Source organism: Faecalibacterium sp. AF10-46 (assembly GCF_003604105.1).
GTDB lineage: Bacteria > Bacillota > Clostridia > Oscillospirales > Ruminococcaceae > Faecalibacterium > Faecalibacterium taiwanense.
Window position 1 is genome coordinate 71,208 of sequence record NZ_QVGY01000009.1, and the last position, 25,760, is coordinate 96,967.

Annotated in this window: 23 protein-coding genes; 13 read left to right on the top strand and 10 right to left on the bottom strand. The window is 59.4% G+C overall.

Features of this window, described 5'->3' with window-relative positions; genetic code table 11:
• Positions 1 to 185: 185 nt before the first annotated feature.
• The 5 genes from DWV57_RS10350 to DWV57_RS10370 all read right to left on the bottom strand — a co-directional run bounded on the left by DWV57_RS10350 (position 186) and on the right by DWV57_RS10370 (position 5,140).
• Positions 186 to 986, bottom strand: coding sequence for a gluconate 5-dehydrogenase (locus tag DWV57_RS10350; protein WP_118528677.1), 801 nt, complete (start codon positions 984 to 986; stop codon positions 186 to 188).
• 81 nt (positions 987 to 1,067) lie between these two features.
• The gene (kduI, locus tag DWV57_RS10355) at positions 1,068 to 1,916 is read right to left on the bottom strand and encodes a 5-dehydro-4-deoxy-D-glucuronate isomerase (RefSeq protein ID WP_005944042.1); all 849 of its coding nucleotides are present in this window, start codon (positions 1,914 to 1,916) and stop codon (positions 1,068 to 1,070) included.
• Between the two features lie 19 nt (positions 1,917 to 1,935).
• On the bottom strand, positions 1,936 to 2,961 hold the full coding sequence (locus tag DWV57_RS10360) for a sugar kinase (protein ID WP_097777423.1): 1,026 nt from the start codon (positions 2,959 to 2,961) through the stop codon (positions 1,936 to 1,938).
• Between the two features lie 93 nt (positions 2,962 to 3,054).
• Entirely contained in the window at positions 3,055 to 4,017 is a 963-nt protein-coding gene (gene eda, locus DWV57_RS10365; protein WP_120020731.1) for a bifunctional 4-hydroxy-2-oxoglutarate aldolase/2-dehydro-3-deoxy-phosphogluconate aldolase, read from the bottom strand.
• 211 nt (positions 4,018 to 4,228) lie between these two features.
• The gene (locus tag DWV57_RS10370) at positions 4,229 to 5,140 is read right to left on the bottom strand and encodes an HAD-IIB family hydrolase (protein ID WP_120020732.1); all 912 of its coding nucleotides are present in this window, start codon (positions 5,138 to 5,140) and stop codon (positions 4,229 to 4,231) included.
• Positions 5,141 to 5,287: 147 nt separating this feature from the next.
• Between DWV57_RS10370 and DWV57_RS10375 the strand changes: the two genes are divergently transcribed.
• The 3 genes from DWV57_RS10375 to DWV57_RS10385 all read left to right on the top strand — a co-directional run bounded on the left by DWV57_RS10375 (position 5,288) and on the right by DWV57_RS10385 (position 7,937).
• Positions 5,288 to 5,923 carry a phosphatase PAP2 family protein gene (locus DWV57_RS10375; protein WP_097777426.1) on the top strand — a complete coding sequence of 212 codons (636 nt, stop codon included), beginning with the start codon at positions 5,288 to 5,290 and terminating at the stop codon, positions 5,921 to 5,923.
• 199 nt (positions 5,924 to 6,122) lie between these two features.
• Positions 6,123 to 6,797 (top strand): GntR family transcriptional regulator, encoded by a 675-nt coding sequence (locus tag DWV57_RS10380; protein ID WP_120020733.1) that lies wholly within the window; start codon positions 6,123 to 6,125, stop codon positions 6,795 to 6,797.
• 210 nt (positions 6,798 to 7,007) lie between these two features.
• Positions 7,008 to 7,937: a hypothetical protein gene (locus DWV57_RS10385; RefSeq protein WP_120020734.1), complete on the top strand. Its 930-nt coding sequence runs from the start codon at positions 7,008 to 7,010 to the stop codon at positions 7,935 to 7,937.
• 72 nt (positions 7,938 to 8,009) lie between these two features.
• Here the strand turns inward: DWV57_RS10385 and DWV57_RS10390 are convergent, their stop codons facing one another.
• The 5 genes from DWV57_RS10390 to DWV57_RS10410 form a co-directional block, all read right to left on the bottom strand.
• Positions 8,010 to 8,756, bottom strand: coding sequence for a J domain-containing protein (locus DWV57_RS10390; RefSeq protein ID WP_120020735.1), 747 nt, complete (start codon positions 8,754 to 8,756; stop codon positions 8,010 to 8,012).
• A gap of 98 nt (positions 8,757 to 8,854) precedes the next feature.
• Positions 8,855 to 9,694 (bottom strand): DUF5685 family protein, encoded by an 840-nt coding sequence (locus DWV57_RS10395; RefSeq protein WP_120020736.1) that lies wholly within the window; start codon positions 9,692 to 9,694, stop codon positions 8,855 to 8,857.
• Between the two features lie 6 nt (positions 9,695 to 9,700).
• Entirely contained in the window at positions 9,701 to 10,096 is a 396-nt protein-coding gene (locus tag DWV57_RS10400; protein WP_005944061.1) for a hypothetical protein, read from the bottom strand.
• Between the two features lie 126 nt (positions 10,097 to 10,222).
• Positions 10,223 to 12,610: a glycoside hydrolase family 2 TIM barrel-domain containing protein gene (locus tag DWV57_RS10405; RefSeq protein WP_120020737.1), complete on the bottom strand. Its 2,388-nt coding sequence runs from the start codon at positions 12,608 to 12,610 to the stop codon at positions 10,223 to 10,225.
• A 197-nt stretch (positions 12,611 to 12,807) separates the two neighbouring features.
• Positions 12,808 to 13,428: a flavodoxin family protein gene (locus tag DWV57_RS10410; protein ID WP_120020738.1), complete on the bottom strand. Its 621-nt coding sequence runs from the start codon at positions 13,426 to 13,428 to the stop codon at positions 12,808 to 12,810.
• A gap of 189 nt (positions 13,429 to 13,617) precedes the next feature.
• On the opposite strand from DWV57_RS10410, the gene rsmD reads away from it, so the two are divergent.
• The 10 genes from rsmD to DWV57_RS10460 all read left to right on the top strand — a co-directional run bounded on the left by rsmD (position 13,618) and on the right by DWV57_RS10460 (position 25,753).
• Positions 13,618 to 14,205 (top strand): 16S rRNA (guanine(966)-N(2))-methyltransferase RsmD, encoded by a 588-nt coding sequence (gene rsmD / locus DWV57_RS10415; RefSeq protein WP_120020739.1) that lies wholly within the window; start codon positions 13,618 to 13,620, stop codon positions 14,203 to 14,205.
• Complete coding sequence (locus DWV57_RS10420; RefSeq protein ID WP_005944071.1) at positions 14,202 to 14,663, top strand: hypothetical protein; 462 nt, start codon at positions 14,202 to 14,204, stop codon at positions 14,661 to 14,663. The genes rsmD and DWV57_RS10420 overlap by 4 nt, the downstream gene beginning before the upstream one ends.
• Positions 14,664 to 14,902: 239 nt before the next feature.
• Positions 14,903 to 15,868 carry a 16S rRNA (cytosine(1402)-N(4))-methyltransferase RsmH gene (rsmH, locus tag DWV57_RS10425; protein ID WP_097777433.1) on the top strand — a complete coding sequence of 322 codons (966 nt, stop codon included), beginning with the start codon at positions 14,903 to 14,905 and terminating at the stop codon, positions 15,866 to 15,868.
• A 36-nt stretch (positions 15,869 to 15,904) separates the two neighbouring features.
• Positions 15,905 to 16,384 carry a hypothetical protein gene (locus DWV57_RS10430; protein WP_005944079.1) on the top strand — a complete coding sequence of 160 codons (480 nt, stop codon included), beginning with the start codon at positions 15,905 to 15,907 and terminating at the stop codon, positions 16,382 to 16,384.
• Between the two features lie 127 nt (positions 16,385 to 16,511).
• On the top strand, positions 16,512 to 18,995 hold the full coding sequence (locus DWV57_RS10435; protein WP_120020740.1) for a penicillin-binding protein 2: 2,484 nt from the start codon (positions 16,512 to 16,514) through the stop codon (positions 18,993 to 18,995).
• Between the two features lie 194 nt (positions 18,996 to 19,189).
• Positions 19,190 to 20,572 (top strand): UDP-N-acetylmuramoyl-tripeptide--D-alanyl-D-alanine ligase, encoded by a 1,383-nt coding sequence (gene murF / locus DWV57_RS10440; RefSeq protein ID WP_118528655.1) that lies wholly within the window; start codon positions 19,190 to 19,192, stop codon positions 20,570 to 20,572.
• A 29-nt stretch (positions 20,573 to 20,601) separates the two neighbouring features.
• On the top strand, positions 20,602 to 21,612 hold the full coding sequence (locus DWV57_RS10445; RefSeq protein WP_120020741.1) for a glycosyl transferase family 4: 1,011 nt from the start codon (positions 20,602 to 20,604) through the stop codon (positions 21,610 to 21,612).
• 32 nt (positions 21,613 to 21,644) lie between these two features.
• A complete protein-coding gene (locus DWV57_RS10450; RefSeq protein WP_120020742.1) occupies positions 21,645 to 22,973 on the top strand; it encodes an FtsW/RodA/SpoVE family cell cycle protein in 1,329 nt (442 codons plus the stop codon).
• Positions 22,974 to 23,053: 80 nt separating this feature from the next.
• Positions 23,054 to 24,178, top strand: coding sequence for an undecaprenyldiphospho-muramoylpentapeptide beta-N-acetylglucosaminyltransferase (murG, locus tag DWV57_RS10455; protein ID WP_120020743.1), 1,125 nt, complete (start codon positions 23,054 to 23,056; stop codon positions 24,176 to 24,178).
• 33 nt (positions 24,179 to 24,211) lie between these two features.
• Positions 24,212 to 25,753, top strand: coding sequence for an FtsQ-type POTRA domain-containing protein (locus tag DWV57_RS10460; RefSeq protein WP_120020744.1), 1,542 nt, complete (start codon positions 24,212 to 24,214; stop codon positions 25,751 to 25,753).
• The last annotated feature ends 7 nt before the right edge of the window (positions 25,754 to 25,760 follow it).

Genomic DNA, 25,760 nt, shown 5'->3' on the forward strand with positions numbered 1-25,760 from the left:
ACGATGAAACAGGAACTGTTACCGATTTGACATGAAATTGGAACATTTTAACATGAGTTCACATGAAGCAATGTTTTGTAGGAAAGGCCGCTTGCCGCTTCGTAAAAAGACAGCCCCATGCAGATCTTGGTCTGCACAGAGCTGTCTGGTCGGAAGATTAAGGAAGGCGCAGCGCCCAAATGGCTTTACTTGGGCTGGCGGCCGATGTAAGCCAGAATGCCGCCGTCGGCGTACAGGATCTGGCCGTTCACAAAATCGGAGGCGTGGCTTGCAAGGAACACGCAGGGGCCCACCATGTCGTCCGGCTCACCCCAGCGGCCTGCGGGGGTCTTGGCAGTGATGAACTGGTCGAAGGGGTGGCGGCTGCCGTCCGGCTGCACCTCCCGCAGAGGTGCGGTCTGGGCGGTGGCGATGTAGCCGGGGCCCATGCCGTTACACTGGATGTTGTACTCGCCGTACTCGGAGGCGATGTTCTTGGTGAGCATCTTCAGTGCACCCTTGGCGGCAGCGTAGGCGGAGACGGTCTCGCGGCCCAGCTCGCTCATCATGGAGCATATGTTGATGATCTTGCCCTCGCGCTTTTCCATCATGTCCGGCAGAACGGCCTTGGAGCAGTTGAAGGCACCGCCTACATGCACATCGATGACCCGCATGAAGTCGGCGTGGCTCATCTCGGTCATGGGCACGCGCTTCATCAGACCGGCATTGTTTACCAGAATGTCCACCGGGCCGACCTCGGCCTTGATCTTTGCAACCATGGCGTTCACAGCGTCCTCATCGGACACGTCGGCCACATAGCCGTGTGCGTCGATGCCGGCTGCCTTGTATGCTGCAAGGCCCTTTTCAAGGCTTGCTTCGGAAGAGCAGTTGAAGCAGATGGCGGCACCGCACTTGGCCATGCCTTCGGCGATGGAAAAACCGATGCCGTGGGCACCGCCGGTGATCAGAGCCACCTTGCCCTGCAGGTTGAAAGCGGAAAGATCCATGATGTTCTCCTTCTCAAGTTAAATTTTTAGCAAAAAGCCCCGTACCGGTGGACCCGGTACGGGGCTTGTGTATGGTGCTTTTTAGCGCAGGTCAGTGGTAGCGATGTTGTCCATGTCGTCAAACTCCATGTTCTCGCCGCCCATTGCCCAGATAAACGTATAGTTCGAGGTGCCTACGCCGCTGTGAATGCTCCAAGAAGGGCTGATGACAGCATCCTCGTTGTGCATCACGATGTGGCGGGTCTGGGTAGGCTCGCCGCACATGTGGAACACCACCTGCCCCTCGGGCAGTTCAAAGTAGGTATAAATTTCCATGCGCCGCTCGTGGGTGTGGCTGGGCATCGTGTTCCAGTTGGAACCGGATTCCAGTTCGGTCATACCCATGCTGAGCTGGCAGGTCTTCAGAACATCCGGGTGGATGAACTGATTGATGGTGCGCTTATTGCAGGTCTCGACGCTGCCCAGAGGACGATGGTTTGCATCAGCCATCTTGATCAGGCGGGTCTCGTAAGAGCAATGTGCGGGAGCGGATACCATGTAGAACTTGGCGGGATGCTCCGGGTCGGCGGAAGCAAAGGTGACTTCCTTGGTGCCCTTGGTGATGTACAGGCAGTCCTTATAGCCCAGCTCGTACTTTACGCCGTCGGCCACCACGATACCGGTGGAATCCTTGCCGATGTTGAACATGCCGATCTCGCGGCGCTCCAGAAAGTAGTGGGTGCCGAAGTTTGCCCACACGTCGATGCCCTTGTCGATTGACACGGTCTCGTGCACCGGCATGCAGCCCAGCGTGACCATGCGGTCCACATGGCTGTACACAGCAACGACCTCATCGGCCTTGTACAGGCCGGTGATGAGCATTTCGTCCCGCATTTCCTCGGTGGTATAGCGCTTGAAATCCTTCTGGTTGCAGGAGTAGCGGATATCCATTCTGGACTCCTCCCTGCTCTTAGCGCTGGATACGGCCGGAACCGTCGCCGCCAGCCAGCTTCTCGACCTCGGACACGGTCATCATGTTGTAGTCGCCCTCGATGGAGTGCTTCAGAGCAGAAGCAGCAACAGCGAACTCAACAGCTTCCTGAGTGGTCTTGCCAGTCAGCAGGCTGTAGATCAGGCCGCCGCCGAAGGAGTCGCCGCCGCCAACGCGGTCGATGATGTGCAGGTCGTACTTCTTGGAGAAGCAGTACTCATTGGAAGCAACATCGTACAGCATAGCGCTCCAGCCGTTGTCGAAGGCGCTGTGGCTCTCACGCAGGGTGATAGCGACCTTCTCAAAGTGGAACTTGTCAGCCAGCTGCTTAGCCACGCTCTTGTAGCCCTCGGCATTCAGCTTGCCGCCGTAGATATCGGTAGCCTCGGCCTCGATGCCGAACACGTCCTTTGCGTCTTCCTCGTTGGAGATGCACACGTCAACATACTGGCACAGATCGGTCATGGCAGCGCGGGCCTGCTCACGGGTCCACAGCTTGCCGCGGTAGTTCAGGTCGCAGCTGATCTTCACGCCGTGAGCCTTAGCAGCCTTGCAGGCCTCGCGGCAGATCTCGACGACATTCTCGCCCAGAGCCGGGGTGATGCCGGTGAAGTGGAACCAGTCCACGCCCTCGAAGATCTTATCCCAATCAAAGTCGGAGGGCTGAGCCAGCTGGATGGCACTGTTGGCACGGTCGTAGATGCAGACGGAACCACGCTGAGAAGCACCCTTCTCGTTGTAGTAGATGCCAACGCGATCGCCGCCGCGGGTGATCATGCTGGTGTCAACGCCGTAACGGCGCAGGCTGTTGACAGCGGCCTGACCGATTGCGTGTGCGGGGAGCTTAGTGACGAAAGCTGCGTCCAGACCGTAGTTGGCCAGAGAAACAGCAACGTTTGCCTCGCCGCCGCCGAAGGTGAACTCCAGGCTGTTAGCCTGAACGAAACGCTCGTAGTTGAACGGCTGCAGACGGACCATCAGTTCGCCAAAAGTAACGACTTTCATTGGTTATTCTCCTTTTATTTACAGGTGTTTATGACCTTCTGCTGCGGGGCATCCCCGGCGCAGCAGGGCTTTCACGGATAAGGGAGCCGGAGCTCAGGCCTGAACCAGGTGGAATGCGAAGCCGCCGATCTCGTCTGCAAAGTAGCAGGCGATGGTCTTGCCGTTCTTCACAACCTTGCTGTCCAGATCGAACTTGGCACCGCGCTGAGACAGGTGATAGATGGCACGATCCACGTTGTTGCAGCCGATGGCGATGTGGCCATTGGTGCCGCGGCCGACCTTCTTCATGATCTCGAACTCCTTGTTGCCGACGAAGATGCTGGAGTTGCCGGGAGCGACCTTCATGTTCAGCAGGCTGCCGATGATGTTTGCCACCTTCATGGCCTCTTCCTCGTTCTCGGTGTTGATGCCAATGTGCATCAGCTTCAGGCCCAGCATGGTGTCAACAGCTTCCTTGCTCTGAGCAGTGATCTTTGCCCAGTCGCCGGCTTTGATCACGTCACTCTTGCACATCCAGGTGCCGCCCACAGCAAAGATCTGGTCATAGCCCAGATAGTCGTTGACGTTCTTTGCGTTGACACCGCCGGTGCACATCCAGCGTGCGCTCTTCAGGGCAGCGCCGATGTTCTTCAGCATGCCGACACCGCCGTTTGCCTCAGCGGGGAAGAACTTCAGGGCCTCGCAGCCCATGTTCATAGCCTGCTGCATCTCGCCTGCAGAGCAGGTGCCGGGCATCATGATGCCGCCCTTGTCGATGACGTGCTTGCAGACTTCGGGGTCGAAGCCGGGAGCAACGATGAAGGAAGCACCAGCTGCCATTGCACGGTCAGCCTGCTCGGTGGTCAGGACAGTGCCTGCGCCCAGCAGCATCTCGGGCATCTCCTCGTGGATCTTGCGGATGCAATCCTCAGCACATGCGGTGCGGAAGGTGACCTCAGCTGCGGGCAGACCGCCGTCAGCCAGAGCCTTGCACAGGGGCAGGGCTTCATCAACGCTGTTAAAAGCGATAACAGGGATAATGCCGATCTGATAGACCTTTTCTACGATGGGATTCATAACGCATTTCTCCTTTTAGTTTGAACTCTCTTGGTGCGCGTGGGCTGCCGTTTGGGCATGGTGCACCCACTGTGCGCTCATATTATTAGTATAAACGACGGAAATGAGTTTGGAAATGCTCAACAAGCACAATGTTTTGCATAAGAGCTTGTATACATTGCACAAAAATGACGAATGACCTGAAAATTGGGGCTGTTTTGACCCTGTTTGCTCAAATACCAAGCCTGCCGAACAGCTCTGCAACGCCGTCGTGGTCGCAGTCGGCTTCGCTCACAATGCTGCCAATGGCCTTGATCTGGGGCATTCCGTTGGCCATAACAGCGGCGATCCCTGCCTTTTCCAGCATGGCGCGGTCGTTCTCGCTGTCGCCCACGGCAAGGGTGTTCTCGTGGGGGATGCCCAGCAGGTCGGCCAGAGCCAGCAGGGCACTGCCCTTATCCACACCGGCAGCAGTCACTTCAATGTTGTCCGGCGAACCCTGCACCACGGACACGCCCGGGATAGCCTGAAACTTTGGCAGGGCAGCGGCGGTCTTTTCGGTGCTGTCGAAGAACATGCACAGTTTTTCAATCTCGTGCGCATGGCGGGACATCCAGCTCTCGATGCCGGGAATGACGGTAAAGCGGCCGTCGGTCAGGTTCTGCCGCGCCTCGGAGGAGAGAAAGTGGGCGGTGCGGGAGGTGAGCTTTGCAATGCCCTCCGGAGTCTTGATGGCAAGGCCGTCGCTGAATACGCTCAGCTCGCCATCGTACTGCTGGAACAGGTCAAAAGCTTCCCGTGCCACTTCTGCCGGCATCAGGCGGTGCATCAGGCAGGCGGGCTCACTGGTATGGCGCTGGGCGGCATTGGCATAGCGGCTGTGCACAGCACCCATGGGGGCATCGCCAAGGTCCCACACGGCGGCACCGTTGGAGGTGATGGCATACCGGATGCCGGGCAGCTTTGCCACAACAGGCGGCAGGCTGGCCAGCGGGCGGCCTGTGGCGGGCACCACCACCACGCCATGCTCTACAGCGCGGGCAATGGCTTGACGGGTGGCAAGGGTGACCTCGTTGTTCCGGTTCAGCAGGGTGCCGTCCAGATCCAGCGCGGCAAGGCGGACAGGGGGAAAGCTTTGCAACATAATGGCTCCTTTTATAATAGATACGCTCAAAAACAGAGCGCAGGTTTACAACACTCTTTTTATTTTATCGCACCGGAAAGGTTTGCGCAAGATGGCGTGATGTGGTATAATCATACGTCATCACATTGAAAATATAGGAGAAATACCATGAATCCCAAACAATTGTGGAGCCGGCGCCGCCCGCACCTGTGGTTCCAGCTGTACTGGGTGGTGTATCTGATCTGGTTCTTCTGGCTGGATCTGACCATCAAAGATCCCAAATATATCATCCACGCCCCACTTGATGATCTGATCCCCTTCAATGAGTGGTTCATCTTTCCGTATTGCAGCTGGTTTGTGCTGCTGGCTGGTGTGACGGCCCTGCTGTGGTGGTGCGACACCCAAAGCTACGATAAGCTCTGCCTGACCATGTTTTCCGGCATGACCTTCTGCCTGATCCTGTACATGCTGCTGCCCAACGGTCTGGATATCCGCCCCACAGTGGATGCGGTGGGCCGCAGCAACATTGCAATGAGCATCATGCAGCTGATCTGGAGGGCGGACGCCTCGGTCAATGTGTGCCCGTCCATCCATTGCCAAAGCACGGCCTGCATGGCAATGGCGTTCAGCCACAGCAAGCTGGCAAAGGAGCGCCCGGCCCTGAAAATTCTGGCCTGGGTGTGGGCTGCACTGATCTGTGCGTCCACCGTGTTCACCAAGCAGCACTCCATCATTGATGTGGTGTGCGGTCTGGCTGTGGCCTTTGTGTGGGCGCCGGTGGTGTACCGTTCCGCTAAAAAGTAAACGCAGCAAAAGCCCTTCACCCGGAGGGCTTTTGTGCTGCCATGAGGCCTGTCTTGACAAAACAGAGAAAAATGTTGGCGATTTTTAGTTGCAGCTACACTTGACAGCCGCCCTGTGGTTGGGTAATATGGTCTTGATAACTTCAATACTAGTATATCAATTTTTGCTTTACACCGGAGGTTGAAGGGAGAGAGACCACATGTCATCACTGAGTGCGCGCGAAACGGCATACCAGACTATCCGCAGCCGGATCATCACGATGGAGCTGAAGCCCGGTGATCCGCTGAATGACCGGGAGCTGGCCGAAGAGCTGGGCATCAGCCGCACGCCCATGCGGGAGGCTTTGCTGATGCTCAATCTGGCCCGCATGGTGGACATCAAACCGCAGAGCGGCACCCATGTGGCACCCATCAACCTGAAGTTGATGGAGATGGAGCAGTTTGCCCGCTATACACTGGAAAAAGAGATCCTGAACCGGCTGCGCGGCCATGTGACACCCCGGCAGGAGGAAGAATACCGCAGCAACATTGAGACATACCGTGAGCTGGAAGCGGATATGAGCCAGCCGGACCGCACTGCCCGTATGCTGGAGCTGGATAATGCATTCCACCGCAAATCCTTTGAGTTGTGCGGCATGGAAGCTCACTACGACCACATGCTGGCCAGCCTGCAGCATGTGGAGCGCATCCGCAAGTTCAGCCTGCAGACCGAGGAAAACAAGTCGGTCTGCTCCTCGCACACGGCAATTCTGGAAGCACTGCTGCACGGCAGCGCGGACGACGTGAGCGAAGCGCTGGAAAGCCACCTGAGCCGGTATAAGCAGTCGGTGGCGCAGGCCCGCAGCGTCCACCCGGAATATTTTATTGATGAATGAACTTGAGGGAGAAACCACTGGAAGAGGGCAGGTTCCTCTTTTTTGCATAAAATGTAAAAAAATTGAATTACTTGAATCACGTTATTGACCAAAACAGCGTTTTGCGGTAAAATCGAGGCACAACAGGCATGGTATCATGCCGGTTCCCGACGCAGCGTGCCGTGGGGCGCGGCTGTGCGATCCCTTTACAGAATAAGGAGGTCTTAAGCAATGAAGGCCAAACGATTGATAGCTCTTGCACTGGCAGCAGTGTTCATGCTCAGCGCGGCAGCAACGCCGGTGTTTGCCGCAGCAGCTCTGCCGCAGGAAAATGCAGCGCTGGAGCAGCAGAATGATATGGTTTCCATCCGGCTCAAAGCCACGGGCGACCTTGTTTATGGCTCCAACTACAAGCTGGAGGTGCAGACCAAACCTGCCGATACCCAGTATATTGGTGTTGTGGTGGGCGTTGGCGGCGAAGCGAATGGCTATGTGACGCTGGTGCTGTCGGATAAGATCCGCACGCTGCTCAAGATGATCCCGCTGCCCAAGAAGATGTCCAAGACACCGGATCAGGCAGAGGAGTTCAATGTGTACAGCTACCTCAAGCAGCTGATCGACGGCAACGATGTCAGCGTGCTGCTGCGGGTGGCCGATGAGGCCGTCTCGGTGATGGATGTGCTGCACTTCTATGTACCTACCATCGATCAGGTGTCCAACGGCCTGCGCCTTGCGCTGAACCTGATCCGCAAGTATCTGCCGGAGGGCGCGTTCAGCCGTATTTATCTGGACGAGCAGCCGGTGGATGCCGGCAACTATGTGGCCGGTGCACTGGCGCTGGAAAGCAGCGATATGAACACCGCAGGCTTTGCCATGTTCAAGATCAAGCCCAAGACAAACGGCGTGCGCATGTACTGGGCACAGCAGGCCGAAAAGCCCATGACCGCCGAAGAGCTGCAGAGCTTCAATGAAGCGGCTGTGCTGGAAGTGGATGGTCAGGTGGTGCCCACCGATAAGATCCGCTACAGCTACAAGAAGTCCGGCTGGGGCTGTGATGCCACCAGCGAGCTGCCCACAGAGCCGGGCACCTATGTGCAGACGGCAGAGATCGGCGGCAATTACTCCTGCAGCAAGATCAGCCGCAACATCACCGTAAAGTGATGTCGTAAAGCAAAAACAAGACCCCGCACCAGAAGGTGCGGGGTCTTGCTGTATCTTATGAGAAAAACGGGATCACATGCGGAAATGGAAGCCCCAGCCGCCGCAGCAGCAGTTGCAAAGCAGGTTCAGCAGGATCATGCTCCAGCACCACTGCATCAGGCCGCCGGGGCTGGTGTAGGTGGCCTGTGTGGTGCGGTAGGTCTGGCCGGGGTTCTGCATCCGGCGCAGGTGCATCTGGTACTCGGTGTTGCCCGGGTCCAGCTGCACGGCACGGCGGGCATCCTGCAGCGCATCGATGCGGTTGCCCAAGCCCTGATTTGCGAGGGAGGAAAGATAATACCACCGGGCATTGCGGCCGGTCATGCCGTCCAGCACGCGGCGGGCCTCCGCATAGCGGCCATTGGCCACAAAGTTGCGGGCGGCCTGCATCTCCGGGCTGTCGGAGCCAGAATAGCTTGCGCCCTGCTGGCCGTAACCCTGCTGGTAGCCGCCAAAGCCAAACCCGAAACCGAACGGGTCAAAGCCATCGAATCCGTCAAAACCGCCGTAACCGTTCTGATAACCCTGCTGCTGGTAGCTCTGCTGGCCGTAACCCTGTTGTTGGTAGCTGCCGTAGGGATTTCCGCCCATCTGGGGGCCGGTCTCGCCCTTGGTAATGGCATCGTAAGCCGCCTGCACTTCCTTGAAGTGCTCCTCGGCGGTAGGATCGTTGGGGTTCAGGTCCGGGTGCCAGCGCTTGCACTTGGCGCGGTATGCTTTTTTGATCTCGTCATCGCTTGCGCCGCGCGAAACGCCCAGCACCTCATAGGGGTCTCTCATGGATATACTTCCTCACGTCTCATTTCGCGCAGCCACAGTGCCGCGCAATGTTTATAGTCTACCGTATTGCCGTGGAAAAATCAAGACAAAGCCGCCATTCAGCCACGGCTGCGGGCCTGCTTGGCTGTTTTGCAGTTGTATTTGAGCCATACGCCGGAGTAAAGGATGTTGCGCAGCAGGTCTGCGTCCTCCACACAGGGCAGGCGTTCAAAGCTCTGGGCACACTGCGCCAGCAGCAGCTCAAAGATCTCTTTCATCTCTTCCTCATAGCCGGGCTGCTGACTGAGTGCTTTCAGCGGATTGTAGGCCCCCTTGCGCTGGTCGTGCTCCAGATCGTCATAGGCATCCAGCAGGTAGATGAACTTGCCCAGATGGAAGCCGATGCTGCGCAGCTCCGGCGACCAGTGATCCTGCCGGTAGTCGAACAGCTCTGCCATCAGCTCGCCAAAGCAGCCGGACACGGCATCCAGATCTTCGCTCCCGGCAGCTTCATATTCTGCCAGCCTGTCCAGACAGGTGCGGATGGCGCTGCACTGACGGGGCCAGCGGCTCTCGGCAGCCTGCTTACAGCCGGTAAGCAGCTTTTTATATCCAAGGCCCAGCAGGCTGCGGTCGTCCTTCCACTTATCCTCGGCGTTGTAGTAGTGCAAGGCTACGCTCAGATCTGCACAGTAATCGGTGGGGGAGGCCGCCCGCCATTCCACACCGCCCAAGGGGTGGATGGGGCACCGGTCGTGGCCGGAAGAAGCTTCGGTCTCGCCCTCGTACAGGCTGCACAGCAGCAGGTTCAGGAAGGTGAGGTCATAGCTCAGCGTAAAGCGGCCCCGCAGGCCGTGCAGTGCGTCGATGCGGCGGCACAGCCCGCAGTAGGCGGTGCGGTAGCGCTTTTGTGCTTCGTCCGAAAGCGCGGCCTGATTGGGCACAACATAACCAAACATGGCCGCTCAGCTCTTTTTGATGAACTGGGTGCCGCAGCGCGGGCAGGAGATCTGGATGCGGCCGCGGCCACGGGGCACACGCAGCTTCTGGCGGCACTTGGGGCAGCGGTAGTAGTGGTAGAGCTTGCGGTTGGCCCACTGATCCTTCAGACCGCGGAACTTACGGTCTACGCGGTCCTTCAGGGCATAGTACTGGTAGTTCTCCTCCGTGCGCTTGGAAATGTTGCGGCTGAGCGAGCGGTAGTAGCACAGCACCAGCAGCACCAGACCCAGCCATGTGAACAGGCTGAAGCGGGTGAGCAGCGAGATCAGCAGCAGCACGATGGACGCGATGCTCAAAAACTGGTTCAGGCCATCGGTACCGTAGCGGCCGATCATAAACTGACGGAATTTTTCTCTCATAACTCCTGCATCCTTTGTTTTGGAATCAAAGCGGGCGCGCCCGCCGTTATTTTACAGTTCTTAGGATACCAGTCAACCATGATGAAATTTTGAACAGAGTGCAAATCTATCATGAAGGGACGGAAATTAAGCTTCCCGGCAACGGATGGTCACCACGGCATCGGTATCCAGCGCACCTTCCATGCGGCAGTGCAGCACGGCGCGGCCCGCTTCGCCGGTGGTGGCAAGGTAGGTGCCCGCCATGCCGCCGCGCAGCGGCACCACGCTGGGACCAATGATCTTCAGCGGGCCGTCCACGCTCAGCTGAACGGCTTCGCCGCAGTAGGGCAGCAGGCTTCCGTTCTGGTCGATGGCGCGCAGGCTGACAGCGGCGCAGTCCCAGGTGGGGCCGTCGGTGAGGATGGGGTTGTGCACGGTGCATTCCAGCCGGACGCTCTGCACCGGCTCCCGCACCACGGTGCGCACGGTGCGGCCATGCCACACGGCTTCAAAACGGTAGGCTGCGCACGGTGTGCCCAGCACGCCGATGTATTTGTAATACATGCGGGCTACCTCGTTCCAGCTCAGCCGCAGCGAAAGCATCCGCGCCTTGGAAAGCGGCGAAAGCTCCATGGCATCCCGGCGCATCTCGTTCAGGATAGCGGCTGTCATCTGGGCGGAGGCCAGGTCCATGCCCTCGTACTTTTCCAACAAAGAACCCACAAAATCGTTGATCTCAATGGGCGGATGCGTCATGGCGGCAAAACGGCCGTGCCGATCAGGCGTGAACTCGGCAATGTAGTCGTTGCCGCGGTACAGTCGCACGCTTTCGGCGTTGGTGAACACCCAGCAGGCCGTGGGAACGCCGCCGGGCAGGTCGCCCAGTGCCATGCCGGAAGAGACCTCCAGCACGATGTCCGAGGGGGAACGCGGCGTTTTCTGGCTTGCATATACCGCCGCCGAAAGTTTCGGGTTGCGGAACATATCCATCACACCGTGGTAGCAGATGCGGTCGCCGCTGCCAAATTCCCGGTGGGTGTTGTAATCAGCCATGCACCAGCCAAAGCTGCCGGCCACACCCTGCTGCGCAATGGAATCGTTGATCCCGGCGGCATAGCGCAGAGCCTGCACCAGCCGGTGGGTCTCGTCGTCAAAGGGCTTGGTGGGCAGCTGCTGCCCGCCGAATTCGCTGATGAGGTAGCCCTTGCGGGGATCGGAAGTCACCGCGGCGCGGGCTTCGCAGGCGGCACCGCGCCCACGGTAAGAGTAATCGTTGTAGGCGTAAACATCCTCCAGCAGCTGGCTCTTGCGGTGGTTCCGCGCGCCTGCCGTGGGGCGGGTGGGGTCCAGCCGGTGGATGGCCTCGTTGGTGCGCTTATAAAACGCTTCGTCGTCGGCGCTGCCGTTCACACGGGCACCCCACAAAAAGATGCTGGGGTGGTTGCGGCACTGGCACACCATCTCGCGGCAGTTCTGCAGGGCCTGCGCCTTCCAGCTCTCGTCGCCGATGTACCGCCAGCCGGGCATCTCGGTGAACACCAGCAGCCCCAGCTCATCGCAGGCATCCAGAAACGCCGGGCTCTGGGGGGAATGGCTGGTGCGCACTGCGTTGCAGCCAAGGTCTTTTTTCAGGATCTGAGCATCCAGCCGCTGGATGCTGTCCGGCATGGCATAGCCCTGATAGGCGTAGCTCTGGTGGCGGTTCAAGCCCCGCAGCTCCACGCGCTGACCGTTCAGGTACAGCCCACCCGCCACGAACTGCACGGTGCGGAAACCGAAGCGGATGGTCTTTTCGTCCAGCACACGGTCCGGCAGACCGGCAGAGCCGGGGCGGATCAGCTGTACGGTGAGGGCGTACAGGGTGGGATGCTCGATGCTCCACGGGTGCACACCGTTCAGCACGCCGGTGATGGGCAGGGAAAGCTCGCCGCTGTAGGCGGCGCGGCTGCCGGAAGGGCTGCGGATCTCGGCCTGCAGTGTGCAGCCTACCGTCTCACCCACGGTGGAGGTATAGATGCGGAAATCGCCCTCGGCCTTTGCCTCGATGAACACATCCCGCAGGTAAGCGGGCTCCTTGATGTCCAGACTGACGGCACGGTAGATGCCGCCGTAGGTCAGGTGATCGATCTGCCCGCCAAAGGGCGGAATGTTCAGATCCTCGCGGCTGTCGCAGCGCACAGCTACAACGTTTTTCTGGCCCAGACGCAAAGCACTGGTCAGATCTACCGTAAAGGCGGTGTAGCCGCAGGCGTGGTGGAACAGCCGCCGCCCGTTGCAGAACACGGTCGCGTCATGGGCAACGGCACCAAAGGTGAGCAGAACAGTGCGGCCTGTCCACTCTCTGGGTGCAAAAAACTCCCGCCGGTAGCCGCACAGGCACTGGTATTCATTTTCGTTGCAGTAATTGTAGGGCAGCACCCGCACAGTGTGGGGGATGCGCACCGGTTCCAGTTCCAGTCCGCACTCCGGCCGCACCAGTGCCGGGTCGAACCGGGGCGTGAACAGCCAGCCTTCGTTCCAATCGTAGTGTTCCATACAAGGGTCTCCATCCTGCTAAAATCACTTTACATCTTATAGTAACACAAACTTATGAACGAAAAAAGAAGCGGAAGGCGCTTTGAAAAAGGTTTTTTGCTGTTTTTGGCACGAAATGGTGTGGACTGCAAAGAAAAAGAGGCTCAGAGCAGCTTACGGACTGTTCTGGGCCTTTGGATCAGAAATTGATTTTCCGATCAGCGGATAAAATTGGTCATGGGGCGCTTGGGGTTCTGCGGGTGTTCAAAGCCTGCGGCCCTGCCTGCTTCGATGCAGTGCAGCAGCCATGCCATGTTGCGGCCCAGCTCCTGCATTACGGCGCAGCCCTCGGCATCCTGCAGCACCTGCTCGGTGTTGGAGCCGTGCACCATGGCCCAGTAGGAGCCGTTCACCAGCGGCATGTGGAAGAACTGCGGGTACTTTACCAGTTGGTCCAGCGTGGTGGTGGTGCCGGCGCGGCGGGCCGAGCAGCAGATGGCGGCGGGCTTGTAGGCCAGATATCTGCCGCCTGCGTAGGCAAGGCGGTCCATGAAGCTGGTCATGTTGCCGGATGCGGATGCATAGTGCACCGGGCTGCCGAACACGAAGCCATCGGCAGTTTTGGCCTTCTCGATGGCCTCGTTGACCACACCGCCAAACACGCAGCCATTGCCTGCGGCACAGCCGCCGCAGCCGATGCAGCCACCCACGGGTTTGCCGCCGACATGCAGGATCTCAGTGTCCACACCGGCATCGTTCAGTTCCTTTGCAATGAGCGAAAGGGCGGTATAGGTGCAGCCCTTTTCGTGGGGGCTGCCGTTGATGAGCAGAACTTTCATGCAGATACTCTCCTTTTGGTGTCCAGAATGCGCCGCAAAAGCCCGGCGCTGCCGGTTTTATTGTAGCACAAACCGACAGACGGCGCAACGCGCGGCCCTTGACAAGAATATGCAGTTGGGTGATAATAAAGTGATACAAAAATGTGTTTGCAGCCGCATCTTCCGGCTGCAAGGAGGAGGAGAGAGAACATGCGCGTGATCGCAGGAGAAGCCCGGGGCCGCAGTCTGGAGGCCCTGCCGGGAACAGATGTGACCCGGCCCACCCTTTCGCAGGTAAAGGAGGCGATGTTCAGCATCGTCCAGTTCGACCTGCCCGGCGCACGGGTGCTGGACCTGTATGCGGGCAGCGGCCAGCTTGGCATTGAAGCACTGAGCCGCGGCGCGGCGCGCTGCGTGTTTCTGGACGAGAACCGCGAGGCGGTGAACATCATCATGCGCAACTGCAAGGCCTGCGGCGTGTTCGACCGCAGCCGCGTCAGTATCGGCGAGGCTGCGCGGTATCTTTCCGCCTGCCGAGAGCAGTTCGACATCGTACTGCTGGACCCGCCCTTCCGCAATGGTACACTGGAAAAGATCCTGCCTGCGGTGGATAAATGCACCGCGCCCGGCGGCATCGTGCTGTGCGAGAGCGAGACCGGCATCGTGCTGCCGGCCGAGGCTGGCGGCCTGACCCTGAAAAAACAGTACAAGTACGGCAGGGTGTTGCTGTGGAAATACACAAAGCCCATGCAGAACACAGACCCTGCCGAGAACGAACCGAAGGGAGAAGCACTATGAACGTGAACGAACTTTTGGATACCATTGAGGACGCTCTGGAGGAAGGTGCCAATGTGCCCCTTTCCGGCGGCAAAAAGATCGTGGATGTGGAGCAGATCCGGGATTATCTGGACGAGATCCGCGCAAACCTGCCCGGCGAGCTGCGGCAGGCCCAGCAGATCGTGAACGACCGCGCCCAGATCGTGGAGACGGCCAACGCACAGGCGCAGGCCATTGTGAAAAAGGCTGAGGAGCGGGCGCGCATTCTGGTGAGTGAAGCCGAGATCGTGAAGGCTGCACAGCAGCGCGCCGGGGAAATCACCACTGCAGCCCAGAACGAGGCCCGCACCCTGCGCCAGACCGTGACCGACTATTGCGACAACATGCTCAAGAACACCGAGGAAACAATGGTGGAAAATGCGGCACAGGTAAAGAATGTGCGCGCAAATCTGCGCCAGAACGCCAAGAAAAACGGCTGAAGACAGCCTTTTTCACACACAAATTACACATACGGCAAAAACCGAAGTTCCTGCAGGCAGAAATGACGGCCGACAGGGACTTTTTTTGTTGCATTTTGCGGCAAAAACGGGAGCACAAACCCTTGCAATCAGGGGCCTGATTTGTTAAAATAAAACTGTGTTATCGGGTAAAAGTGTGCGCTGTGTGCACAGTGCCCGGAACACGGAAAGCTTATGAACTGAGAAAGGAGGCCGCAGCGATGGAACTTGAAACACAAGCAGCCTTTGACCCGGCCTCGTTTGAGCATATCCCCGTTCTGCTGAACGAGTGTCTGGAGGGTCTTGCCATTGATCCGGCCGGCACCTACCTTGACGGCACCGCAGGCGGCGCGGGACATTCCCGCCAGATCGCCTTGCGGCTGGATGCAGAAAAGGGCGGCAGGCTGATCTCGCTGGATCAGGACCCGGACGCGGTGCAGACCGCGCGTGCCCGCCTTGCGGGCCTGCCTGCCACGGTGGTGCAGATCAACTTCCGCTATGCCGGACAAGCTCTGGAAAGCCTTGGCATCGACAAGGTCAACGGCGCGCTGCTGGATCTGGGTGTTTCCAGCCATCAGCTGGACGATGCGGCCCGCGGCTTTTCCTACCGTGCGGATGCACCGCTGGACATGCGGATGAGCCAGCAGGGCGAAACGGCAGCGGACCTTGTGAACACCGAGAGCCGCGAAGAGCTGGCACGCATTCTGCGGGATTACGGCGAAGAACCTTTCGCATGGCAGATCGCGGGCAGGATCGTGGAGGCAAGGGAGAATTCTCCCATCGAAACGACCCTGCAGCTGGCAGACATCGTGGCCAGCGCCATGCCCCCGGCGGAACGCCGCAAAAACAAGAACCCTTCCCGCCGCACCTTTCAGGCGCTGCGCATTGCAGTGAACCATGAACTGGATGCGCTGGAAGAAGGCCTGGATACCATTTTCGATCACCTTGCGCCGGGCGGCCGGCTGTGCGTGATCACCTTCCACTCGCTGGAGGACCGGCTGGTGAAGAACAAATTCCGCCGCTGGTCCACCGCGTGCACCTGCCCGCCGGAGTTTCCGGTGTGCGTATGCGGCGGCAAAGCCAAAGCGAAGCTGATCACCCGCAAACCCATTGAAGCAAACAGTCAGGAATTGGAAGAGAACCGGCGCAGCCGGTCCGCCCACCTGAGAGTTTTGGAAAAATGCTGAACGGCAGAAGCCGTTGTGTGAGGAGGAGAGCAAACCATGGGTCAGGCAGCATATGATTATAACGCGGTACGCCGCAGAAAAGCCCCGCAGACACAGCGCAAGGCAGATCTGCGGGTAGCAAAGGGCGGCAAGCGTCGGCTTTCGCCGCTGCAGGCAGCGGTGCACAACGCCATGCATCTGGTAGCAGCAGCACTGCTGGTGGGGTTTGCCATCAGCCTGCTGTGGAGCGAGTCCAAGCTGGTGGAGCTGAACGACCAGATTCAGGACGCAAAGGCTCAGCTGGTCAGTGAGCAAAGCCAGTATACTTACTATAACAGCACCCTGAACAGCAAGACCAACATCACCAGCGTGGAAGAGACGGCCGGCAGGCTGGGCCTGATGAAAATTGATCAGAGCCAGATCACCTACATCCGTTTGGGCGAGAGCGACACGCTGGAGCGCACCCAGTCCGCTGTGCGGCAGTGGACCGACTTTATCTACAACGGTGCCGTGAACATTCTTGGCACTGTAAAGTGAACCAAATACGGGAAAGCGTGCGGCAGCGCACGCTTTTTCGGTTTATACACCCTGTTTGCAGGACAGTTCCAAATTTGACAAAAGCGCGGTAGAAGGCAGCAAATGCCCGCTGCCGCAGGAGCATACCATGTCGAAATTCTTCCGAAAATTCATCAAAAAAATAAAAGGCCCCTGGCCGGAAACCAGCACCGGTGCCCGCATGAACCCCAGAACCAGTCTGATCTGCGGCGGTCTGGCCCTTGTGGTCATGGGCCTTGCTGCGGCCCGTGTGACCTACAGCCTGTATGATATCCAGATCAAAAACGGTGACACCTACCGCCAGCTGGCCGCAAAGCAGCAGCTGCTGGATACCACCATCAAGGCCACCCGCGGCGAGATCTACGATACCTCCGGCATCACGCTGGCCTCCACCAGCGTGGTGTGGACCATCTGGGCCGACCCGGACAACAGCAAAATCTTATATGCCACCACCGGCAAGGATGAGGAGGCGGTGCGCACGCTGGACACGGCCATGTGCGCCGAGGTCAGCCGGGAACTGACCCTGCGTCTGCTTTCCGGCGACGGCGAAAGTCTGGACGCGGTGGACACTTCCTCGGAAGCGTACCAGACCCAGTACCAGAAGGTTTACGATGCACTTTCCAAGACGGACACCAAGTATCAGGTGCTGGCCACCAAGGTGAACAACGCTGTCAAGCTGTCCATCGAATCCTACGTTTCCCAGTTCAACAAGGCACACAAGCGTGCCACGGAGACCTCCCGCAAGGGCAACATCTCGGTCGGCAGCGAGAAGAGCTTCCAGCGCAATTACCCCTACGGAGCGTTTGCAGCGGCAGTGCTGGGCTTTACCGATGCGGACGGCATTGGTACTTACGGTCTGGAAAAATCCTATCAGTCCACGCTGGCCGGTGTGGATGGCCGCACCATTACCCAGCGCAATGCCTACGGCAACGCCATTGCGGACGAGAATGCTACCACCTTTGCCGCCAAGGATGGCTCCAATCTGGTGCTTTCGCTGGATGTGAATGTGCAGGAGATCGTGGAACGGTATCTGAACGAAGCCATTGCAGCCAACACGGTGGAGAACCGCGGCTGCGCCATCGTGATGAACGTCAAGACTGGTGCCATCCTTGCCATGGCTTCCAAGCCGGATTTTGACCCCAACGACCCGCTGGACTACAGCGCAAATCTGGATTACCTCAACGAGCTGGTGCGCGCTGAGCCGGAGCTGTACGGCATCTACAAAAAGGATGAGAACGGCAACGAGCTGAAGGATGCAAACGGCAACCGCATTCTGGACGAGGAGGCCGATTACTCCGGCTACTTCCGCGATATCCAGTGGAAAAACAAGACCATCACCGAGTTGTACTACCCCGGCAGTGTGTTCAAGGTGATCACCTCGGCCATGGGCGTGGACTCCGGCCTTGCAAACATCAACACCACCTTTACCTGCGCCGGTGCTTACGGCGTGGCAAAGGAGACCTACCACTGCGCAGGCCACAAAGCCCACGGCACCATCACACTGGCCGAAGCTCTGCGTCAGAGCTGCAATATCTACTATATCCAGCTGGGCCAGCGCGTTGGCTCCCAGACCTTCTATAACTACTTCGATGCCTTTGGCTTTACCAGCCGCACCGGCGTGGACCTGCCCAGTGAGACGGGCTTCATGCAGTATTATAAGGCCAACCAGCTGGGCGAAGTGCAGCTGGCTTCCTCGGCCTTTGGTCAGGCAATGGCCATCACCCCGCTGCAGATGTGCACCGCTGTGGCCGCAGCCGTCAACGGCGGCTATCTGGTCACGCCCCATGTGGTGGATAAGATCACCGATGCAAATGGCAACGTGATCGAGGAGATCGGTGCCAATGTGCGCCGTCAGGTCATCAGCGAGAGCACCAGCAATGTGATCCGCCAGATCATGGAATATGAGGTGGGCGCCGGTACCGGCGGCGGCAAGTATGCCTATGTGTCCGGCTACCGTATCGGCGGCAAGTCCGGCACTTCCGAACAGTTGAACATGGATCGCCGTGCCGACGGTGACTACAAGAAGGTGGCATCCTTTGCCGCTGTCCTGCCCGCCGACGACCCGGAGATCATCGTCTATGTGATGCTGGATGACCCCAACAACGCCAGAACGGACTACTCGTCCCTGCTGGCAGCGCCCGTTGTGGGCAACATCATCAGCGAGATCGCACCTTACCTTGGCATTGCCGCCGACGGCGAGGATCGCAGCCAGACTGTGGTCACTGTGCCGAATCTGGTGGGCACCGAGTGGAGCAGTGCGCAGGTGCAGCTGAATATCAAGGGCCTCAGGCATCAGCTGGCCGAAAGCACCACCAGTCAGGCGGCAGCAGCTGTCACCTACCAGTATCCGCACGCGGGTGCAAAGGTGGCCTACGGCACCACCGTGTACCTGTATACCGATACCTATGAGGGCAGCCATACCGATGTGCCGGATGTGACCGGCAAGAGCGCGGACTTTGCCCGCCAGATGCTGTCTGCCGCCGGATTGAACTGTGTGGTGGAGGGCAATGCGAACGGCACCGTGCAGGCCCAGAGTGCAGATCCCGGTTCCAGTGTGCAGCGCGGCACCGTCGTGACCATTACCTGTGGGTAACAAGAACCCTCTCAGGCGCTTGCGCGCCAGCTCTCCCGAAGGGCGAGCTTTATGAGTGGGTACGGTAAAGTGAATCTTCTGAAGAACTGCACTTTACCGTAAGATGCAAAAGAGCTCCCCTTTCGGGGGAGCTGGCAATGCCGCAGGCATTGACTGAGAGGGTTTTACAAGATAAACGAGAGGGGACATGAACAATGGAAAAAATTTCTGCAAGCAAGCTTCTGGCAGGGCTGGTGCCCGCAGACTTCATCCGGGAAGAGGTGCAGGTGGAACTGGTGACCACCGACAGCCGCGAGGTGCGGCCCGGCTGCATTTTTGTAGCGTTCCCGGGTGAAAAATTTGACGGCCACGATTTTGCGGCCAAAGCACTGGAGAACGGTGCTGTTTATGTGGTGGTGAACCACCCGGTGGAGGGCGTGCCTGCGGAAAAGGCCATCCTCTGCCCGGACAGCTACCACGCCATGATGGTGATGGGTGCCAACTACCGCAGCCAGTATCACCCCAAGATGGTGGGTGTGACCGGCAGCGTGGGCAAGACCACCACCAAGCAGATGACCTACGCCGCCCTTGCAGGCTTTGGCGAGACCATCAAGACCGAGGGCAACCAGAACAATGAACTGGGCATGCCCCGCACCTTGATGCGGCTGGAAAGCAGCACTGAGTATGCCGTGATCGAGATGGGCATGAGCCATGCGGGCGAGATCGACCGTCTGGCCCGGGCCGCACGCCCGGATGTGGGCATCATTACCTGCATCGGTGTGTCCCACATCGGCAATCTGGGTAGTCAGGAGAACATCTGCAAGGCAAAGCTGGAGATCTGCAACGGCCTGCCGGAGGGTGCACCGCTGGTGCTGAACTATGATGATAAGTTCCTGCGCGCCGCAAAGCTGCCCGCCCACGTGAAGCCGGTATGGTTCAGTCTGGCAGATGAGAACGCTGATGTGTGTGCACTGTCCATCCGGCAGGAAGAGGACGGCATGAGCTTTGTGCTGGAAGATCAGGAAGAGGGCACCTTTGTGGTCAAGATCCCGGCCATGGGCAAGCACAATGTGGCAAACGCTCTGGCTGCCTACTGCGCCGCCACTCGCTTGGGCTGCGACCCGCGCGGTGTCATCAAGGGGCTTTCCAATTTTGAGCAGACCGGCCGCCGCCAGAAGGTGGTGCACAGCAAGGGCGTTACCGTCATTGAGGATTGCTACAATGCAAACCCCGACAGCATGAAGGCCGCGCTTGCCATGTTCAAGGAATTCCCCTGCAAGCGCCGCTTTGCCCTGCTGGGCGATATGCTGGAGCTGGGCGAGCTGTCCCGCGAAGCCCACGAGGAGCTGGGCCGTCTGGCTGCGGAGAGTGATCTGTACTGCCTTGTGACCTACGGCGAAAACGCAAAGCGCACGGCTGTGGTGGCTGCGGCCAAGGGGGTCAAGACCCTCCATGCCAACAACTACCGCGAGGCAGCGGATGCTCTGCTGAACCGGATAGAGCCGGGCGATGCCCTGCTGGTGAAGGCAAGCCGCGGCATGGCGCTGGAAAAAGTGCTGGAAATTTTCTACGCAGAGCAGAAAGATGCCGAAGAATAACCCTTTGGCATGAATTTGGAGATTGAAAAATGATTCGTTTCGCCTTGGTCGTCGCGTCGGTGCTGGGTTTTGTGCTGACTGCGGCGCTCGGCAATATGATGGTGCCGCTGCTGCGGGAGCTGCAGCGTGCGGCACGCGGTACACAGCCGGACAGCGATGCCCCGGACAGCCCGGTGCCTACCATGGGCGGGCTGTGCCTGATGGTGGGCACCCTTGCCGCTGTGGGCGTGGGCTGGCTGGCCGCATGTGCTGCACAGCCTTCCCTGCTTGGCAGCGACCGGCAGATGACCTCCCGCCTGCTCATTGCACTGCTGGGGTCGCTGGCCTTTGGCGCAGTGGGGCTGGCCGATGATCTGGCCCGCATCCGCGGCCGCTACCCGAACGGTTTAGGCCTTGGCCTGCGCCGTACGCAGCGCCTTGCACTGGAATGCACTGCTGCAGCGCTGGTGCTGGGTCTGCTGGCGCTGAACGGGTGCCTGCCCACAGGGCTGATCCTGCCGGGAGCAGGCTATGTGGAATGTGCGCTGGCACCGTTGCTGTGGGCTGTGCTGCTGGTGGCGATGGCCGAGGCGGCCCGCGTGGCCGACGGTGCCGACGGCACGGTGTGCGGCGCGGCCTTTGTAGCTATGCTGGGCCTGATGATGCTGGAAACACAGCTGGGCTGGTTTCCGCTGGCAGTATTCCCGGCGGCACTGGCCGGTGCACTGATGGCCTTTCTGCTGTGGGATTTTCCACCGGCAAAGCTGCACCCCGGCCGGTGCGGCTGCTTGTATGCAGCGGGAGCCATTGGCTGCATCCCGCTGTGCATTGGCTACGCAGAGCTGAGCATCCCGCTGGCACTGCCCTTCTGGGTGGAGGGCGGCATGGTGGTGCTGCAGGTCCTGTTCTGCCGCTGGAAGGGCAGGCCGCTGTTTGCGGCGGCACCGCTGCACTGCTGGCTGGAAAAGCGCGGCATGAGTGCAGTGAATATTTTTTACAGCCTGTGTGCACTGAGCGTGTGCGGGCTGGCGCTGGCCGTGCGTCTGGCACGCTGGGCCTGAGCGCCTGATTCTGAAAATAAGGGGGCGTGGCAATGGCAGCCACCCGCAGACAACATAAAAACCAAAAAGAAAGTGCATGGGTGCCGCCGCTGCAGCGGGACCCGGGACCGTGGAACCGGCTGCTGCTCAACTGGCTGGCAACGCTGGCCATTATCATGGTGTTCGGCCTTGTAATGCTGTACAGCGCAAGCTATACCACCGGCTACCTGCGCATGGGCGACAGCCTGCACTACATCAAGCAGCAGGCTATCTGCATGGCCATTGGCATTGGCTGTATGGTAGTCATGAGCTATGTGGATCACCGCTTCCTGCGCTGGGCGAGCAAGCCGCTGTACTGGGTGGTGCTGGCCATGCTGGCCGTCACGCTGACCTTTGCACCGCTGAACGGCTGCCGCCGCTGGATCCGTCTGGGCGGCCTGACTCTGCAAACCTCTGAGGTGGCAAAGTTTGAAATGATCCTGCTCTCGTCCCATCTGGCAGCAAGTGCGCCGCAGATCGGCCGGTTCAGCCCGTCGCTGAGAGAAAAGATCAAGCCAAAGGATTGGCTGTTCATCCGCATCGTAAGGCAGCTGGTCGTGCCGGTGCTGCCGCTGGTGCCGGTGGTGGTGCTGCTGTTTTTAGAGCCGCACATGTCCGGCATCCTGCTGACCACCGCCATCGTGGGCACCATCCTCATGCTGACCGGCTGCGGCGGTGTATTGACATGGTGCGGGGCCGCAGCGGCGGCTCTGCTGCTGAAACCGGCCCTGACGCTGGTGGAATCCATTGGCTATCTGCAGGACCGCCTGAATACATGGTCCGATGATCTGGAAGCGCTGAACGACCAGACCAAGCAAAGCTTGTACGCCATCGGCTCCGGCGGGCTGAAGGGCCTTGGCCTTGGCAACAGCGTGGAAAAGCAGCTCTGGCTGCCGGAAAGCACCAACGACTTCATCTTCAGTGTGGTGTGCGAAGAATTGGGCTTCATCGGTGCGGTGCTCATCATCGTGCTGTTCATACTGCTCATAGCGCAGGGCCTGATGATCGCCTATAAGGCCGAGAACCAGTTCTGCACCATGGTGGGGATTGGCATTATGGCGCAGATCGCCTGGCAGGTGTTCTGCAACATCGCCGTGGTCACCAACACCATCCCGAATACCGGCATCAGCCTGCCGTTTTTCTCGTCCGGCGGCACCAGTCTGATCTTGCTGCTGGCAGAAATGGGCGTGATGGTGAACATTGGGCGCAACGGAGAGCGGGCGGCGCAGCAGAGGGCAGCGGCCCACGCACAGCGGCAGGCTGCAAAGGCTCAGCGTGATGCTGAGCTGAAGGACCGTACCATCAATCTGGACGATGCCCGCCGTGCGCGCAATGAACTGTAACGACTGTTTTGAGGGCGCAGGCCAGTGGGAAGCTCCCCGATGACCTGCCCAGATGCACTAATAATAGAGGAGGAATCGTCATGCGAGTTCTGATCGCTGCCGGCGGCACTGCCGGCCATATCAACCCGGCACTTGCCATTGCAGGTGCTATCAAAAAGGCAGACCCTTCTGCCGAGATCCACTTTGCCGGCCGCAAGGAGGGCATGGAGTACCGTCTGGTAGGACAGGCGGGCTATCCCTTCCACCATATCGAGATTACCGGTTTCCAGCGCAGGCTGTCGCTGAACAACATCAAGCGCAACATCGTTACGCTGTGGAATCTGGCCCTCTCTGGCCCCAAGGCAAAGGCCATTATGAAGGAGGTCAAACCCGATCTTGTGATCGGCTGCGGCGGCTATGTGTCCGGCCCGGTGGTGCGCTGTGCCGCCAAAATGGGCATCCACACCGCCATTCATGAGCAGAACGCCTTCCCCGGCGTGACCAACAAGCTGCTGGCACCGGATGTGGATCTCGTGTTTGCCGCCGTGCCTGCTGCTGTGGAAAAGCTGGGCGCACCTGATAAGACCATCGTGGTGGGCAATCCGGTGCGCCCGGAGGTGTTCACCAAGGCAAAGGACCGCGATGCCATCCGCGCTGAGCTGGGCGCGGGCGACCGCACGGTGATCCTTTCCTTCGGCGGCAGCCTTGGCGCACGCCGCGTCAACGAGGTGGTGGCCGACCTGTGTGCATGGGAACAGCACGAGAAGAAGCCGGTGCTGCATCTCCACGCTACCGGCCAGTACGGTGTGCAGCTGTTCAAGGATCTGGAACAGGAAAAGAACTTCGCGGAGGGCGACGGCCTTGTGGTGAAGGAATACATCAACAATATGCCGGAACTGCTGGCTGCGGCAGACCTTGTCATCAGCCGCGCCGGTGCGCTGACGCTGGCCGAGCTGGAAGCTGTTGGCCGTGCAGCCGTGCTCATCCCCAGCCCCAATGTGGCTGAGAACCACCAGTACTTCAATGCCATGGAACTGCAGAAGGCCGATGCTGCTGTGGTGATCGAGGAAAAAGACCTGACCGGCGAAAAGCTGGTGAGCACGGTGTCCGACATGCTGGCACAGCCCGGCAAGCTGGCTGAGATGGGCAAAAATGCCCGCAGCCTGTCGGTGGATGACAGCCTTGACCGGATTGCAGACGCTCTGATGAAACTGGTGCAGAAGTAAAACAAAACCTAAACCGGAAAGGAGGTGTGCGCCATGCAGCAATACCGCAATAACAGAAACAACGGCAATATCTACGACCTGCGGAAAGACCTGCAGCATACTCCGCCGCCTTCACAACAAAAAGGATCTTCCGGCAGTGCGGACGGGCGCTATGGCTTCAACGGGGAACCGCTGAGCTTTGCGCCGGACCGCACCGCCAATGGTACGGTGCGCCGCACCCGTACCGATAATAGCATCGAGTTCCCTTCGCAGCCGCGCCGCACCGAACAGAGCGGCACCCGGCGCACCAGCGGCCAGAACCGGAACCGTACCGCGCAGCAAAGCCACACGGCCCAGCCGGAGCAGCGTGTATCCGGCACGGCCCGCAAGCCGCAGCAGCGCCGTTCACAGGGGCAGAAGCCGCGCAAGACAGCGGCTCAGGCAGCACAGCAGCGCTACAAAAACCAGCGTCTGCGCCCGGCACAACAGCAGCCACGCGACCCGGTACAGCGGGAAAAACGCAAGAAGCGCCGCCTGACCCGCGCTGCACTGAAGCGGCGGCGGATGCTGCGGCGGCTGATGGCCTTTGTGACCCTGCTGGCCGTGATCGCCGCCGGTGTTTACCTGACCATGACCATGCTGTTTAAGATCGGCACCATTCAGGTGCAGACGGCGGACGGCACCGTGGTGCAGGAGGTGGGCGGCTATTCCAGCAGCCAGATCCTGCAGGCACTGGGTGTGCAGACCGAAGAGAACATTTTCAGCTTTGACCCCGCCGCCAAGGAAGTGGAACTGGAAAAGCAGTTCCCGCTGCTGGAATCCATCAGGGTAGTTCGGGATTACCCCAACACGGTGGTGGTGCAGGTGACCGAGGCGGTGCCTACCTATGCCATGCAGACGAAGAGCGGCTGGCTGACCCTCTCGGATCAGTTCAAGATCCTGGCCTGCGAGTCTGCTCAGCCGGAAGAACTCAAGACCCTATACGGCGGCGAGCCGGTGTCGGTGACACCCGGCGACCAGCTGACCTTTGCAGCGCAGGCAGACCCGGCGGCATCGGATGCATCCGGTTCGGCAGCAGCTTCGGCAGCGGTGCAGACGGACGACCGTCTGGATGCGCTGAATGAGCTGCAGGCAAAGCTGGAAGAGTATGGGATGCTGGACGATGTGACCCGCATGGAATTTGCGGACACCGACCAGATGGCATTTTTGTATCAGGATCGTGTCAGTGTGCTTCTGGGTACACGGAACGATCTGGATTATAAGCTGGACCGCGCACGCTATGTGCTGACCAATGCCGACGGCAAGGGTTGTGCCCCTACCGACACCGGCAGACTGGATTTCAGCCATGTGAGCGCAGGCAGCACCCGTAAAATTTACTTTGCACAGGGCCAGCCGACCCTGCCCTCCGGTTATGTTGTGCCGGAAAAGACCGTGCCGGAAGAGCCTGACACCTCTGCTGCCGAGGATACTGCGGCAGACGGTGCAGAGGATGCCGCTGCGGCCCAGCCTGCGGACGATACGGCGGCAGCTGCGGAAGAAACACCGCTGACCGACCCCGCCCGCATGACCGCAAATAACGAAGAAAACCCCATGTGACAAAATG

What these genes read in the sequence shown, in the direction of transcription:
- DWV57_RS10350 (WP_118528677.1), bottom strand. Translation starts at nt 986, where the DNA reads ATGGATCTTTCCGCTTTCAACCTGCAGGGCAAGGTGGCTCTGATCACC.
- kduI (WP_005944042.1), bottom strand. Translation starts at nt 1,916, where the DNA reads ATGGATATCCGCTACTCCTGCAACCAGAAGGATTTCAAGCGCTATACC.
- DWV57_RS10360 (WP_097777423.1), bottom strand. Translation starts at nt 2,961, where the DNA reads ATGAAAGTCGTTACTTTTGGCGAACTGATGGTCCGTCTGCAGCCGTTC.
- eda (WP_120020731.1), bottom strand. Translation starts at nt 4,017, where the DNA reads ATGAATCCCATCGTAGAAAAGGTCTATCAGATCGGCATTATCCCTGTT.
- DWV57_RS10370 (WP_120020732.1), bottom strand. Translation starts at nt 5,140, where the DNA reads ATGTTGCAAAGCTTTCCCCCTGTCCGCCTTGCCGCGCTGGATCTGGAC.
- DWV57_RS10375 (WP_097777426.1), top strand. Translation starts at nt 5,288, where the DNA reads ATGAATCCCAAACAATTGTGGAGCCGGCGCCGCCCGCACCTGTGGTTC.
- DWV57_RS10380 (WP_120020733.1), top strand. Translation starts at nt 6,123, where the DNA reads ATGTCATCACTGAGTGCGCGCGAAACGGCATACCAGACTATCCGCAGC.
- DWV57_RS10385 (WP_120020734.1), top strand. Translation starts at nt 7,008, where the DNA reads ATGAAGGCCAAACGATTGATAGCTCTTGCACTGGCAGCAGTGTTCATG.
- DWV57_RS10390 (WP_120020735.1), bottom strand. Translation starts at nt 8,756, where the DNA reads ATGAGAGACCCCTATGAGGTGCTGGGCGTTTCGCGCGGCGCAAGCGAT.
- DWV57_RS10395 (WP_120020736.1), bottom strand. Translation starts at nt 9,694, where the DNA reads ATGTTTGGTTATGTTGTGCCCAATCAGGCCGCGCTTTCGGACGAAGCA.
- DWV57_RS10400 (WP_005944061.1), bottom strand. Translation starts at nt 10,096, where the DNA reads ATGAGAGAAAAATTCCGTCAGTTTATGATCGGCCGCTACGGTACCGAT.
- DWV57_RS10405 (WP_120020737.1), bottom strand. Translation starts at nt 12,610, where the DNA reads ATGGAACACTACGATTGGAACGAAGGCTGGCTGTTCACGCCCCGGTTC.
- DWV57_RS10410 (WP_120020738.1), bottom strand. Translation starts at nt 13,428, where the DNA reads ATGAAAGTTCTGCTCATCAACGGCAGCCCCCACGAAAAGGGCTGCACC.
- rsmD (WP_120020739.1), top strand. Translation starts at nt 13,618, where the DNA reads ATGCGCGTGATCGCAGGAGAAGCCCGGGGCCGCAGTCTGGAGGCCCTG.
- DWV57_RS10420 (WP_005944071.1), top strand. Translation starts at nt 14,202, where the DNA reads ATGAACGTGAACGAACTTTTGGATACCATTGAGGACGCTCTGGAGGAA.
- rsmH (WP_097777433.1), top strand. Translation starts at nt 14,903, where the DNA reads ATGGAACTTGAAACACAAGCAGCCTTTGACCCGGCCTCGTTTGAGCAT.
- DWV57_RS10430 (WP_005944079.1), top strand. Translation starts at nt 15,905, where the DNA reads ATGGGTCAGGCAGCATATGATTATAACGCGGTACGCCGCAGAAAAGCC.
- DWV57_RS10435 (WP_120020740.1), top strand. Translation starts at nt 16,512, where the DNA reads ATGTCGAAATTCTTCCGAAAATTCATCAAAAAAATAAAAGGCCCCTGG.
- murF (WP_118528655.1), top strand. Translation starts at nt 19,190, where the DNA reads ATGGAAAAAATTTCTGCAAGCAAGCTTCTGGCAGGGCTGGTGCCCGCA.
- DWV57_RS10445 (WP_120020741.1), top strand. Translation starts at nt 20,602, where the DNA reads ATGATTCGTTTCGCCTTGGTCGTCGCGTCGGTGCTGGGTTTTGTGCTG.
- DWV57_RS10450 (WP_120020742.1), top strand. Translation starts at nt 21,645, where the DNA reads ATGGCAGCCACCCGCAGACAACATAAAAACCAAAAAGAAAGTGCATGG.
- murG (WP_120020743.1), top strand. Translation starts at nt 23,054, where the DNA reads ATGCGAGTTCTGATCGCTGCCGGCGGCACTGCCGGCCATATCAACCCG.
- DWV57_RS10460 (WP_120020744.1), top strand. Translation starts at nt 24,212, where the DNA reads ATGCAGCAATACCGCAATAACAGAAACAACGGCAATATCTACGACCTG.